Genomic DNA, 13,814 nt, shown 5'->3' on the forward strand with positions numbered 1-13,814 from the left:
CTTAAAACCTTCTGATTAAAGAAATACCCAATCCAATTTGATTTCCCCACTCGTTAGTACGATATTCTTCATAAAACCATAAACCAGTTGCAGCAACAGTGAAATTGCTAAATAAATCTCTGGAGTAGTTTAGACCAAACTTATAGCTGTTTAAATTTCCTTCACCTATAATGTTTCTAGCTCTATCATCTGGAGAAATTCCTGCACCTATTTGAGCGCCAATAAAGTTAAATCTATCTGAAAAATAATATCTAGCGCTAAAGGTATAGGAATGAGAAAATACATCTACATCTGGAGATATATAGGTTTTTAGGTTGAAATACCAATTACCAGTATATTTTCCTAAGGCTAACACATAAATGTAAGTTTTGCTCGGATTGAAATCTAAATATCTAAAACCTGTCTCGGCATCGAAGCTTTTTGGTAAACTGTAATATAATGATACTCCGCCTCTAAATCTTGGAAAAATACTCGACCTCGAATAAGCAGCACCTACGTAAGCGTAGATTCCTTTGGTGATAGAAGGGTAGGCTTCAACTTCTCCCTGTAAACCATCAGTTCTAAAACGATTGCTGTAAATCAACCTCCCCGTAACCGAACCCAAACTAGTATTTCTGGTATAATCTATTGAAGTGTAATGCCAAGGGTCATCAAAGCGTTTGTCGAAATGAACGTACTCGTAACTTAAATCTATAAGATTTTTGGTGTTTTGCTTTCTCAATAAATCGTAATAGCTTTTAACTGTATCTTGGTCTTGCGTAGGATTCTCCTTGTTGTAGTCTTTCAAAACAGCTAAAGCTTGTTTGTTATCTTTTAAAGCGTTTAATGCCTTGGCTTTTTTTATCAGTAATTCAGAAGAATTTGGGTCTTGTAATAAACCTTGATTTGCATGGTCTAATGCTCTGGAGTAATTTCCATTCCAATATTCTGTATCGAAAATCGCCGAATAAGCTTCCATATTTTTCGGCTCTTTGGCAATTACTTGGTTAAACTGAAATCTAGCGCTATCCAAATTGTCATTCCAGGTATAAACCCTGCCTAAAAACAAACGTATGTCTGCATAATCGGGACTTTTGTCTAATGCAAGCTTTAAAGTGCTAATAATTTTCGGATAGTTAGCTTTCTCTTTCGGTATATTCCTGGCTTGTGTAAAAAGTTCGTCGGATGTTAAATTGGTTAGGTCTTGTGCCAAAACATACCCGGTAAATAAAATTTGCAAACTTAAAGTGATTGATAAAAATCTAATCATGGCCTTTTTCATATCACTAGTTAATTCAATTAGCATACCAACAGATTAAAACACGTGAATTGTTTAGAAAAATAAGTTGTAATCACGTGTGAATGTATTCTTGAAAGCTCTAAATTAAAAAGAGTATTGGTATCAACAAAATGCGAATTTGAGCTTTAGGAAAAAAAATCCACAATTTGGGATGATATATGCCAATAATTATATTTACAAGCTTTTGTTTTTGAAATGCTTAATAGTATAATCACAAACGCTAATTTTACATCTATGGAAAATTTAACGCCTTCAAAACTAGAAGAGAAACTCAAATCCCTGAGGCTTTCTGCCGATGATTTGCCAATTCCCATCATTGTGCACCACGTACCCGATTTCAGTGTGGTTTATATGAATAAAGTAGGATTGGATATTTTGGGTGTAGACTTGACGGAGTTACAGACTATAGACCCGAAAGAATACGTAGCTCGTTACTTTAATGAAGAGGATGATGCAGAATCCTCAGCGAAGATTCATCGTAGGGTTACGGATGTAGCTTCAAGTCCGTCTTCATATTTTCAGCAAGTAAAATCAAAGGATGGCGAATGGAGCCTTTATGCGAGTAACACCAAGGTGTTTTTGAAAGATGAACAAGGAAATGCTACACATGTGATAACGACGGCTAGTCCTTTGGCGCCAGAGCATCATATTACCATTAAAATTAATAGATTGATGGATGATGTACGGTTTTTAAGAAAAAATGCGATGGTGTTTGGCAAGCTTTCGGTGAGAGAGGTAGAAGTATTGAAATTGATGGCGCTAGGTTTAAGCTCCTTAGAAATTGCGGATAAGCTTTTTATTGCAATGGCAACCGTAGATACACACAGAAGGAATATCAGGCAAAAGTTAGCACTCAAAAATAATTACGATGCGGTGAAATTTGCGCATGCCTTTAATTTGGTTTAATTTTTAATCAAGTTTTGGTATAGAATATTTAAGGTTTCTCTTGTAATTACTCTAAAATCTTTTTCCATTTTGCCATTTGCTCCATTGGTAATCATTACAAAGCCAAATTTCTTTTTCGGGTCGAAAAACATAGCGCTATATAAACCATAAGCCGAACCGGTATGTCCCGTTAATTCCACGCTATCAATCATATTGTTGGTGTTCAATAAAGCTAGCCCATAATTTTCATCAGCACTAAGAGCTGTTTGCATTTGCTTGGCGCTTTTTTTTGAAATGATCTTTACCCCACCAACTTTTCCATAGTTCATGTGCATCATCATATATTTTGCTAAATCTGTAGCCGAGATTTTCATTCCGCCAGTTGGCGATAGAATTGGAGTGCTGCAGCCTAATTTGTAAGTGCTTAATTCTTCTCTGCGAGGTGCATAAGCGGCAGTAGCTAATTTGAAACTCTGATTTTCATATTCGTATAAAGGAACAAAACGCTGATTGTCGAGCGAGTCGATGCAATAACCACCATATAAGTTGAGCGGGGAAAGGACGTGCTGTTTTACATAGCTATCGTAGCGTTGTCCGGTGATTCGTTCTATCACTGCGCCAATCATATTAAAATTGAGGTTGCAGTATAAATAACCTGTACTCGGCTTCTTGTCGGTATAACATTTAGCCCAATTTTCATTTTTTGCGGGATTGATCACATCCAAGTTGAAATATCCTTCACTATCGTTAATGCTAGAGGTATGCGAAAGTACCATTCTCAGCGTAATTACTGTTTCTGGGTATTTGGGATTTCTGATTTTAAAGCCTACTAAATCACCAAAATCATCGTCTAAAGAAAGTTTTTTAGCGTCTACCAATTGCATGATAGAGGTAGCTGCAAAAGATTTTGAGATAGAGGCAATCCTAAAAATATCTGTATTGCTCAATGAGGTATTGTTCTCTATACTTTTCTTTCCAAAAGAATGGTTATAAATCAGTTGATTGTTCTTAACTACGGCAACAGCTAGTCCTACTGCATCCAGCTTTTTCATTATTTCGGTTATTTCAACTTCTGTTTTTTCAAACTGAGCGAAACTATTAAAGAAGAAAAATAAACCAAGGAAAGTAAGTATTAGTTTTTTCATGACAACAGAGTTGATTTACTCTAAATATAAAAAATATCTTTTGTGTAATCTGCTTAAGGTCTCTCTAGATACGCCCAAATAGTGTGCAATCATGGTTTTTGAAGCTCTTTGGAATAGCTGTGGATATTGGTTAAGCAACAGTTCGTACTTTTCTTTCGAGGAATTTTTCATCATAGAAAGCACTCGCTTTTGTAAAGATACGTAGCCACCAAAAGATTTTTGCCCATAAAAACGGTACATTTTAGGTAGTGTTTCACAAAGTTGGATTTTGTCTTTCAGGCTTAACTCAAGCACGATGCAATTTTCTAAAGCCTGCACACACATCTCCCCGCTGTTTTGTTGCGCATAAGCTGGATAATCAGAAATCCACCAATTCTCCATCGCAAATTGAATAATGTGCTCTTTCCCTTTTTCATCAAACAGAAACGTTTTCAAAAGTCCTTCAATTACTAAAAATTCTGAAGTAACTTTCTGACCAGCTTTGATGAGATACTCTTTTTTTGCTACTTCCTTTGGTTTAAAATAGCTAAGTACTAATTCAAATTCATCATCGCTAAGCGTAACAATTTGCTCAATATGTTGACGTAAAAAAGAAGCATATTCCATTTGGTAAAAATACGAAATGAAATATGCTTTTTAACTCTTTTGGTTTTCGTCATTGTAAGCTCGACTGGCAATCGTAATGCTTTAAAAGTTAAATAGGTATGTTGTGGTGCTTTACGATTCCCGTTTTCACGGGAATGACGTGAGATGAAAGAATTTGTATAAGGGAGGAAAGGTCTCCTATTGTGTCAATACTTTCTTAATCGCTTCGCCAACTGCTTTTGCCGATTGTGGATTTTGGCCAGTAATTAACCTACCATCTACAGTAACATGGTTTTGCCAAGGGGCAGATTTTTCATAAACGCCACCACGGTCTTTCATTTGGTTTTCCAATAGAAAAGGTACTACCTGCGTTAGTTTCACGAGTTCTTCTTCCTCGTTAGAAAATCCATTCACTTTCTTATCAGCAATCAAATATTTTCCATCACTTAATTTGATGTTAAGTAAACCCGCTGGACCGTGGCAAACTGCCGACACGATTCCGTTATTTTCATATATTTTAGTTGCGATGTTCGCTAGTTCTGTGTTGTTAGGCAAATCCCACATGGCACCATGTCCGCCAGCGTAAAAAATGGCAACATAATCCTGAGGTTTAACTTCGTTAGGTGTTAAGCTATTGGTTATCTTTTGGTGGTAATGCTTGTCTTCCCAGAATTTCTTGTTAATTGGGTCGCTTAAATCAAATCCATCTACTGGCGGGTTGCCTCCTTTTGGACTTACAAAGTCGATTTCATAGTCAGCCTCTACTAAAACTTCCCAAGGATGGGATACTTCGCCTAAAAAGTAGCCAGTTTTTTCACCAGAGTCGCCTTTCTTGTCGTGGCTAGTTACCACAAATAATATTTTCTTTTTCATTTTCTTGCTTTGTTGTGCATTTGCTGAATTAAAACCAGTAATTGCAATTAATAATATCAAATTGGATAAGATTGTTTTCATGATGCTTGTGTGCTTGCTAATGTTTCGTTAAAAACTTGTTCTAAATGATTTTTATAGTTTTTTTCATAGTTTTCGATACGCTCGGGTGTCGCATTCTTTTCTAAATCGTGGAAGTGAAAACCATCTAATTTCTTCATTCCGGTAAATGCATTCATTCTATGGAAACCAAACATCACACCATCATCTACACTGGTTTCATTGAAAAACTCATTTGGTAAAGTAAAAGCTGTTTCTGGCGCATTCCAAGTGGTAGTGAGCATGTAGTTTCTGCCGTGTAAAGAGCCTCCCGTGCCGTAGTTAATTGCTGGAGTTTCCAGTTTGCGACCATCACTATAATAAACTCCTTTTCTATGTCCAGCAGTAAAAACGGTATCTAAATACTGCTTAAATTTATAAGGTAGCCCAAACCACCAAACAGGAGTGTGATAAACCACTACATCAGCCCAAACAAACTTTTCCACTTCCTCGTTTAGGTCGTAATCTTCGTTGATGTCTGTATATTTTAATTCAAATCCGTTGTCGATGGTGAAAAACTCCTTGTCCCAATTGCTGATGGTTTTGTTGAATTTACCTCCAGAATGGGCAAAATGTTGTCCGCCGTTAATTACAAATATCTTTTTCATTGTCAATAATCTTTCTACAAAATTCCGAAACAATGAGAGATTACACCTGTGATTTGGGTCACAAAAACCTACGTAAATATCTTGCTTACTTTCGTAGCTCGTCATTCCAGATTTATTCTGGAATCGTAAAATGATTAGTATAGGCTATTTCTTTAGGATCCTCGTCTACACGAGGATGACGTTCTTAGTAAAGTATTGTGGGGCTATTTAAAATTCCTTCCATCATGAAAAGCTTTTTCACCCATGGTAGGAGGGATGTTCCTAGTTTTGGCACCGTGAAGTTGTTGCAATAATCCATTGTAGTTATAACAACGTTGCATCACGATGTGTACCACTTGTCCTTCACGCTGCACCTTGCCTTCCACCATCAATAATTTAGAGCCTAAAATCTCCTTTCGGAAAGTATTGAAAAGCTTTTGATAAACTACCAAATTGGAAACTCCAGTTTCATCTTCAATGGTGATGAAACAAATTCCGCTAGCAGTTCCTGGTCGTTGCCTTACTAAAATCAGTCCTGCTACTTTTACGCTTGCACCATCACTTAATTCATTGGCTGTTTTGGTGCTGGCAATGTGCATCAAGCTTAACTCATGACGAATAAAACTCACGGGGTGTGCTTTAAGGGAAAGTCCAGTATGGGCATAATCGTGTATTACGTGCTCTGATTTTGGCATTAGAGGTAGTGTAATCTGCGTCTCGTGCTGACTGTTATCAGCTTTGCCTTCAAATAAAGCTATGGGTCTATCGTGCAATGCACTGATTTGCCAAAGTGCAGCTCTTCTATCCATGTTCATGCTTCTGAAAGCATCGGCATCGGCTAATTTTTCTAGTGTGCTTTGGGCAATGCCAATATCTCGTAAACTGCTTAGGCTGTTATAACCTGATTGGCGATGCTTAACGATGATGTTCATCTCTTCTTCGGATAAACCTTTTGCTTGTCTAAAACCTAATCTAACCGCAAAGAAATCACCAACTTTATTTTCTAAAGTGTTGTCCCATTCGGAGTGGTTGATGTCTACAGGTAAAACGGTTACACCATGATTTTGCGCATCAATCACAATTTGTGCAGGCTGGTAAAATCCCATAGGCAGGCTATTAAGCAATGCAACTGCAAAAACATCAGGATAAAAACATTTGATATAACTAGAAATATAAACCAATAAAGCAAAGCTAGCGGCATGACTTTCGGGGAATCCATAACCACCAAAACCTTCTATTTGTTTAAAAAGGCGGAGGGCAAACTCTGGTTCATAGCCTTTTTTAGCCATGCCTTCCAGTAGCTTTTTTTTGAAATCGGTAACTTTTCCAACAGCTTTAAAAGTGGCCATGCTTCTTCGTAGTTCATCAGCTTCTGTAGGGGTAAATCCGGCCGCAACAATGGCAACTTCCATGGCTTGTTCTTGGAAAAGCGGTACGCCAAAGGTTTTTTTTAGTATTCCTTTGAGTTCCTCAGATGCATAATCTACTTCTTCTTCTTCATTTCTTCTTTTTAAATAAGGATGAACCATGTTTCCTTGTATCGGTCCAGGGCGAACAATGGCTACTTCAATGACTAAATCGTAAAAAGTTTTAGGTTTAAGACGAGGTAACATTGACATTTGAGCTCGGCTTTCAATCTGGAAAACGCCCAAAGTATCAGCCCTGCTAATCATTTCGTATACCTTTGGGTCTTCTTGTGGTACATTGGCTAAAGTATAATCTTTATGGTAATGATTTTTTGCTAACGTAAAAGCTTTACGAATGCAGGTCAACATTCCTAAGGCTAGTACATCCACTTTTAAAAAGCCTAAAGCTTCAATATCATCTTTGTTCCATTCAATGCAAGTACGGTTTTCCATACGAGCATTTAGGGTAGGGCATAAGTCGGTGAGTTTGTCTTGGGTAATGATAAACCCACCAGTGTGTTGTCCCAATTGGCGAGGAAAACCAACCATTTGGGCGGTGAGTTCTAAAGTTTTTTTAAGCAAAGGTTCATCGGGGTTCAGTCCGTGGGCAATTAATCGTTCACGGTCGAAACCATCTTCATAATGGCTGCTTATCGTTGCCGATAAAATATTAAGTGTATCTACTGATAAGCCCATTGCCTTGCCGACATCTCTAATGGCTCCCTTGCTGTGCAGTTGCGTAACCGTGGCTACAATAGCGGCTCGGTCTCTGCCATATTTTTCATAGATGTACTGCATGACTTCCTCGCGGCGTTCGTGCTCAAAATCTACGTCAATATCTGGTGGTTCGTTGCGGGCATCAGACATGAAACGTGCAAAAAGTAAATCAATTTCCATAGGGTCTACCGAAGTAATGCCCAAGCAATAACAAATTACAGAATTGGCTGCCGAGCCTCTGCCTTGACAAAGAATATTACGGCTGCGGGCAAAATGAACGAAGTCGTAAACCGTTAAAAAGTAAGAAGCATAGTTTTTGCGTCCTACAAAATCCAATTCATAGTGAATAGAATTGATTACCTTTTCGGGGATACCATCGGGAAATTTTTCTTTGGCACCTTTCCAAGCTAAATAAGTTAATTCCTCTTGCGGTGTTCTGCCTTCGCTGGTCAGTTCTTCAGGATAAACATACTTCAGTTCATCCAAAGAAAATTGGCATTTCTCCGCAATATGGATGGTATTTTCAATAGCTTTGGGATATTGCCTGAACAAACGGTGCATTTCTTCAACTGGCTTCAGGTGCCGTTCGGCATTTTCATGTAGCTTATATCCTGCGCTGTGAATGGTGCATTTCTCTCTCACACAAGTCAATATGTCTTGCAATTGCCTGCGTTCTTTATCATGGTAATGCACATCATTGGTGGCGGCCAAAGGGATGTTTAATTGTTCGCTCAATTGTGCTAAACGGAACATTCGTTTTTGGTCTAACCCCGTATAAGTTCGGTTAATGGATAAGTAAACATGGTTGCCTAAAACCTTTTTGTATTGCTGTAGATGTGTTTTGAAATCGGCTTCAAAATCAAAATTTTCATTTAAGGAGATAGGCGCAATAGCGATGAATAGGATATCGGTCTTGTACGCCCAAACATCTGTTTGATACAAATGGCATTGTCCTTTTTCAGCACGGCTATTACCTAGGCTTAGCAGAGCTGATAAATTGCCATAGCCGTTTTTGTTGATCGGGTAAGCTAACAATGATGGGCCATCCAATAAATCTAACCTACAAGCGGGTATCAATTTGATGTCGTGCTTCCTCGTAACCACATGTGCACGAACAATGCCTGCCAAGCTATTCCTATCGGTAATGGCAATTTTTGGGTAGCCTAGTTCAACTGCTTTTGCAACGAGTTCTTCTGGATGCGATGCACCTCGTAAAAAGCTGAAATTGCTGGTTGTTTGGAGTTCTATGTAGGTCATAAGCTTTTTCATTCTGAATTGATTTTCTCCCCCTACCCCCTCCAAAGGGGGATACATAGCGCTTTAAGCATTTTGCATATCCCTCCTTCGAGAGGTAGGGGGAGGCGAGTTCTCTTGATGGTTTCTGTTTCTAATCCTATTTAAAAACGCATTTCAAATCCTTAGATATTGCTTCGGGATTGCAAATCTCGAAGAGCGAAATAATTTCACCACTTCGTAGTTTATCATTATCTCAACTCATGTTTCTATAAAAATATCAGTCCTTCAGACTTTTCGATAAACTTGATTCGAACACTCCTAATTGCAAATCCCGGAGAACGAAAAAGAGCGAAAACACAAGCGGTTTTAGGGAGGTAACTATCTAAGCCATAACCATCAACCATGAGCTACCATCCTAATTCAAGCAAAAAAACCATGAATAAACCATTGTGCAGCAACCTTAATATCATAATGTCCTGACCTAAACAACCAATAACGCTGCCCTTTTTCATCTTCCACATAGTAGTAATCTCGGTGTTTGCCTTCACTTAGCCACCATTCCTGCTCAATTCGCTCAGGTCCATCGGCTTTCGCAATACGATGCACTTCATTTTTATAAGTAAAAGTCATTGGCGGATAATCTGGAATAGGTGCACTCACTTGTATCGGTTCGGGCTGGTTAAGTAGCACCGTGGGGCGAGGTTTTTGTGTTTGCCATTCCGTTTCGGGTTGCTCTTTGAGGTCGGTTACTGCTTTGATACTGTTCTCTGGCCAATGGTGTTCTTGTGGCAAATACCGTCTGATGGCATTTTTACCTGCTTTAATACTAATTCTATCCAATAATTCCGCAATTTCTCCCAAATCAGTTTGGTTCTGTACCTGCCAAAAAGTTTCCTGTTGCTTGGGCAACTCTTCCACTTTGGTAATTCCCATGATAAAAAGTTCGATGCCTAAATCGGGTTCAATTTGTTTGATTTTGAGCTCGAACAGTTTAAAAAGATGCTTGATATGGATGGAAGGTTGGTTGGTGCCGATACTAATCTGTTGTAGTTTGCCATCTAGGCGGAAAGCACTTAGCGTTGCATTTCTAACGCCCACATCATCCTTTTGCAGCCTATTACATAAATTCTCCAATAAACTTTCAATCGCAATTTCAATTCCCTTGGCGGTTTGAATGGGTTCTATACAATGCAGTCTTTCCTCGTAAGGATTGGGTTCGGTAATCGCTTCGAAAGCTTCTGGTTTGTGACCCAAAGCCTGCCCAATCTTTAAATTAATCTTCTCCCCAAAGCGCCTGCGAAGGGTAGAAGGAGCAATGTGTATAAAACTATCAATGCTATGAAAACCCAATTTAGCCAAACGTTGTAAGGTGGCTTCTTCCAACCGTAAAGCTTTTGCAGGTAAATTCAACAAATGCTGTAGTTGTTCATTAGGTTTCGCAATTTGCCCTTTGGTGTAATGTGCTATGGCCCAAGCCGCACCTAAAGTATCGGCTATGCCTAGTTTGATATGGTATTTTCCTGTAAAATGAGATTTGATTTCTTCTATATGTTGCTCTTCGCTTTTCCATGCCGTACAGCCTGTAATGTCTAAAAATAACCCATCTGGGGGATTAAGTGCTACCTGTGGGGTAAAGCGAATAAACCATTCTGCCATTGCATTTAGTAGCTTTTGCTCTTTTTGGGGTTGAAATTTGAAAGTCTGTAAAGAAGGAAGTGTGATTCTCGCATCAGCCAAAGGCATATTGGCACGTAAACCTTGTTTGTTGGCTTCGCTGCTCACATTTACAATCATTTGCTTGTTGCGTTCTTGTGCAATTAAAGCATACGCTGTTCCTAATAATTCTTCTTGCTTAACGGCCATTTGGTCTGTAAGCAAATAAGGAAACCATATTGCTAGATACCTTTTGCTCATGAGCCAATAGCTTGATGGGTGAACGGATAGGTGTTTTCGGTTTCAACAATAGCTAATTGCCCATGATGATAGGTGATGATACAGCTTGTCGTGTTGCCATTACGTACTTTCAATAAATCTACCTGCCATTTAGAAAATCCCACTCCAGGTAAATTATTTTCATTTTCACTAGCCAAAGGTTTAATTTTCCATCTTGCAGCACAGGCAGTTGCATGAATACGTTCGCTTTGAGTACGCAGGATAAAACCAGTAACCTTACTTTTTTCTACGGTGAGCTGTAAACGCTGCGATTGGGCAAAAGTAATATCTTCCAACTCGCTAATGACACCACTTAAACTTTTGCACTTTAAAGCTTCTTCTGTTGCCCAAAGTATATCTTTTGGTTTAACAAGGTTGATGAAAATAATTTGATGAGGTTGGATGCCGAATTTTTTTAGCCCGACTGGAAATAATTGCTTTTGTTTACCAATCCATATATAGATGCCGTTTTGGTCATTCAATTTGGTGAGCACTCCGCTAATGAATGCACTTGTACAGGCCGTATGTTCTGGCTTTTCGCTTACAAACTCGTGGATAGTGCCAGTAGGAAAGGTTTGGTTTGGGAAATTATCTTCCAAAGTTCTTAAACCTAATTTGGTTTTGGTGTAATGAACCTTTGTTTTGAAACCCTCTAAATCGAGAATTTCACGTTGAAGGCGTTCGATAATGATTTTTTGAAGGGGCTTTTGCATTTCTTTTTACTAAAATATTTAGTAAAAATAATAAAAATATTAGCAATGTTGTTTTGTGTTGATAAAAATATTAGCTTTTTATTTATAACATGTCATCTTTTTTAGATTTTGAATTTACCTTTTCTGTAAGCTAAATAGATGATGTAAATCCTCAAAGAAAAAATAATATTTTTAATATCACTATTTAGTGACTTTGTGTATCTTTGTCGGAATAGCTTTTAATACAATGTTTTAAAAGAAAAATGTAAAACAAACTGAGGTAAGTAGGGCAACTCTTGTTGTGTGCTTTAAATCAGGTTCCCTACATCTCTTTGAAAAAGGTAACAACTACCTGTTGAATAGTTATACCTTCTAAAAATAGTATTTGTAAGTTAACGTCAATCTCATGCCCACTTCCTTATGTAGTGGGCTTTTTTCGTTTGCTGCTTGGGAGGAATGGTTTCGTTGATGTGTAAACTGATATGAAAATTCATTATCATCAAATAAATTTCAGCTTTATATGTCACCTTCCAAAAAAAACGGCAATCTTCAGAATTGAAAATTGCCGCTTCATTTAATTTTATTAAAATTTAGATGAGCTTTTGAGTAACTCTCTTTCCTTAATAAATTGAGATAGTTGAATTTAGTACAAAGGCTATGGAAATGCTGATGTTTTTTTGATTAGTGATTGTCCGGTATTCACCAATTTTGAAGCGTTTGCTCCAGAACTACTGTTGAAATATTTAAGGTGTTGAATTATTGATGTGGCTGCCCCGCTATTATTTAATATCCTGATCTTTTCAAAATCTTGTATGCCTTCGCGTAGTAGCTCTAAACGAATGCTCGATAGGGGTTGGTTTGGATAAGTATTGCCACTTCTGTAAATTAAACTAAAATCGCCAGCGGTATTGCCTCCGTCCGTTATATTCATCGGATTTGATAAGGTCCAATAATCATAAGCCCATCTCAAATATCCATCTAATTCGTTATTTGATGCATACCAAGCCATCCAAGTCATTTCGGCTGGATTGTTTTGTGGGGTTACATAGTTATTGGGAATTAATTGTGTACAGCTGGTATAAAAAGTAGCAGTTTTATCGGCACCAAAATTGGTGTTGCTATGAGTTCCTAAAATAGTTGAGTATTCGTATAATGCACTTTCGTTGGTGCTACTCACATGACTTCCTGCAAGTCCAATTTTCCAGTTAGGGTCATTTTCTTTTATCGTATTGATTACAGCAGCCAGATTTTCCTCCCTGATTTCATCTAAGTATAAAACGGTTTTGCCGAACCAAGCTTTAGCTCGTAAATGTGTTTTAAAATCATTTAAGAAATCATTCCAAATGGTTTTGTATGCCACTGATCCTATTTCGACATTGAGGTTGGCCGAGTTTCCAGTAGCCGCGTCAAAATAACCGATGTAGTTCATGTCCCAGCCAGCCAGCGAGAAACAGTTGATCTGCTTGTTAATTCCCCAACTCATCAAGGTTTCTACATATTTATCGAAATTATCGTAATTGTAGCTCCAAGTATTGTCGGTGTTTTTAGTCCACTTGATCATGGTTTCGCCTTTAAGAAATGCACCATCTTTAATATACGCGGTGATGGATTTTTGTCCAGCATCAGCTAATAGTTTATAGAATGGTTCAAGTTGCTTGAAATAGGTGTCTGAAAATGGTTCAATACGGGAGTTTCCTGGTTGCGCATTATTAAATTTCATCAACTGGAAAGGGAATTGCCATAAATCTAGGTGAAACTTCCAATCTGCAACTTTAGGCAAGGTTCTATTTACAACAAGTACATCTATATTGAAGGTTTGCTGTGTGGTGCCACCTGTTTTAACATGGATTTTACTAGTGTATTTCCCTTCTGCTATAGCTTCGGGGACGTCAATAGTGATCCAGATTTTAAGCGGGTCGTACTGGTTGATCTTGTTTACGGGAGTAAGAGATAGTGCATCTGCTATTTCAACAGATGCACGATTCGTTTGTTCACCACATCCCGTGGGCACTTGGTCGCCAATTACGTATTGACCAAAACGTAATTTAATGTTCGAAGCCGATATCACATTGTTACCGTTCTTCAGGTTTTCCACTTCATAGGAAAGATCATCGATGTTTTTATCAGTCCATAAAATGAGCTGTTTATGTATACGATCATTTTTCCAGGCAGTGTCGGTCCATGTTTTTAACTCCTTTCCTGTAAATGCTTCACCTCTCGTATATCTATTGAATTTGCTTTCGAATGAGCCATTTAACGATTCTTTTGCTTCGCTGCCTGGCTCGGTGCTATCAATGGGCTTCGGATCTGCATTTTTACATGCAATATGTAGGAAAAAAATAAATGGAGCTATGAAGTACTTCGGATATCGTTTCATATTA

The 13,814-nt window shown here is 38.1% G+C and carries 10 protein-coding genes; 1 reads left to right on the forward strand and 9 read right to left on the reverse strand.

Annotation, left to right across the window (positions count from 1 at the left end; all coding sequences use genetic code 11):
- Window position 1: 1 nt before the first annotated feature.
- Window positions 2-1,285, reverse strand: a complete 1,284-nt coding sequence (locus CRO54_RS01020; protein WP_097127684.1) for a YaiO family outer membrane beta-barrel protein — start codon at window positions 1,283-1,285, stop codon at window positions 2-4.
- 228 nt (window positions 1,286-1,513) lie between these two features.
- Between CRO54_RS01020 and CRO54_RS01025 the strand changes: the two genes are divergently transcribed.
- Window positions 1,514-2,185 (forward strand): helix-turn-helix domain-containing protein, encoded by a 672-nt coding sequence (locus CRO54_RS01025; protein ID WP_205943928.1) that lies wholly within the window; start codon window positions 1,514-1,516, stop codon window positions 2,183-2,185.
- Here the strand turns inward: CRO54_RS01025 and CRO54_RS01030 are convergent.
- The 8 genes from CRO54_RS01030 to CRO54_RS01065 form a co-directional block, all read right to left on the reverse strand.
- On the reverse strand, window positions 2,182-3,309 hold the full coding sequence (locus tag CRO54_RS01030) for a serine hydrolase domain-containing protein (RefSeq protein ID WP_097127686.1): 1,128 nt from the start codon (window positions 3,307-3,309) through the stop codon (window positions 2,182-2,184). The genes CRO54_RS01025 and CRO54_RS01030 overlap by 4 nt on opposite strands.
- Before the next feature lie 15 nt (window positions 3,310-3,324).
- Window positions 3,325-3,915 (reverse strand): Crp/Fnr family transcriptional regulator, encoded by a 591-nt coding sequence (locus CRO54_RS01035; RefSeq protein ID WP_097127688.1) that lies wholly within the window; start codon window positions 3,913-3,915, stop codon window positions 3,325-3,327.
- 177 nt (window positions 3,916-4,092) lie between these two features.
- Window positions 4,093-4,848 (reverse strand): type 1 glutamine amidotransferase domain-containing protein, encoded by a 756-nt coding sequence (locus CRO54_RS01040; RefSeq protein ID WP_097127690.1) that lies wholly within the window; start codon window positions 4,846-4,848, stop codon window positions 4,093-4,095.
- On the reverse strand, window positions 4,845-5,471 hold the full coding sequence (locus CRO54_RS01045; protein WP_097127692.1) for an NAD(P)H-dependent oxidoreductase: 627 nt from the start codon (window positions 5,469-5,471) through the stop codon (window positions 4,845-4,847). Before CRO54_RS01045 ends, CRO54_RS01040 begins: the two co-directional genes overlap by 4 nt.
- Before the next feature lie 203 nt (window positions 5,472-5,674).
- Window positions 5,675-8,842, reverse strand: a complete 3,168-nt coding sequence (locus tag CRO54_RS01050) for an error-prone DNA polymerase (protein ID WP_338065613.1) — start codon at window positions 8,840-8,842, stop codon at window positions 5,675-5,677.
- A gap of 387 nt (window positions 8,843-9,229) precedes the next feature.
- A complete protein-coding gene (locus tag CRO54_RS01055) occupies window positions 9,230-10,723 on the reverse strand; it encodes a Y-family DNA polymerase (RefSeq protein WP_097127694.1) in 1,494 nt (497 codons plus the stop codon).
- Window positions 10,720-11,454: an ImuA family protein gene (locus CRO54_RS01060; RefSeq protein WP_097127697.1), complete on the reverse strand. Its 735-nt coding sequence runs from the start codon at window positions 11,452-11,454 to the stop codon at window positions 10,720-10,722. The genes CRO54_RS01055 and CRO54_RS01060 overlap by 4 nt, the downstream gene beginning before the upstream one ends.
- Before the next feature lie 634 nt (window positions 11,455-12,088).
- Window positions 12,089-13,810: a DUF4091 domain-containing protein gene (locus tag CRO54_RS01065; protein ID WP_097127700.1), complete on the reverse strand. Its 1,722-nt coding sequence runs from the start codon at window positions 13,808-13,810 to the stop codon at window positions 12,089-12,091.
- Between the last annotated feature and the right edge of the window lie 4 nt (window positions 13,811-13,814).

Origin of the sequence: Pedobacter xixiisoli, assembly GCF_900215335.1 — a bacterium.
GTDB lineage: Bacteria > Bacteroidota > Bacteroidia > Sphingobacteriales > Sphingobacteriaceae > Pedobacter > Pedobacter xixiisoli.

Excerpts from the sequence above, each read along its gene's own strand:
- CRO54_RS01060 (WP_097127697.1), bottom strand. The coding sequence starts at position 11,454 with ATGCAAAAGCCCCTTCAAAAAATCATTATCGAACGCCTTCAACGTGAA.
- CRO54_RS01035 (WP_097127688.1), bottom strand. The coding sequence starts at position 3,915 with ATGGAATATGCTTCTTTTTTACGTCAACATATTGAGCAAATTGTTACG.
- CRO54_RS01050 (WP_338065613.1), bottom strand. The coding sequence starts at position 8,842 with ATGAAAAAGCTTATGACCTACATAGAACTCCAAACAACCAGCAATTTC.
- CRO54_RS01030 (WP_097127686.1), bottom strand. The coding sequence starts at position 3,309 with ATGAAAAAACTAATACTTACTTTCCTTGGTTTATTTTTCTTCTTTAAT.
- CRO54_RS01040 (WP_097127690.1), bottom strand. The coding sequence starts at position 4,848 with ATGAAAACAATCTTATCCAATTTGATATTATTAATTGCAATTACTGGT.
- CRO54_RS01045 (WP_097127692.1), bottom strand. The coding sequence starts at position 5,471 with ATGAAAAAGATATTTGTAATTAACGGCGGACAACATTTTGCCCATTCT.
- CRO54_RS01065 (WP_097127700.1), bottom strand. The coding sequence starts at position 13,810 with ATGAAACGATATCCGAAGTACTTCATAGCTCCATTTATTTTTTTCCTA.
- CRO54_RS01020 (WP_097127684.1), bottom strand. The coding sequence starts at position 1,285 with ATGCTAATTGAATTAACTAGTGATATGAAAAAGGCCATGATTAGATTT.
- CRO54_RS01055 (WP_097127694.1), bottom strand. The coding sequence starts at position 10,723 with ATGAGCAAAAGGTATCTAGCAATATGGTTTCCTTATTTGCTTACAGAC.
- CRO54_RS01025 (WP_205943928.1), top strand. The coding sequence starts at position 1,514 with ATGGAAAATTTAACGCCTTCAAAACTAGAAGAGAAACTCAAATCCCTG.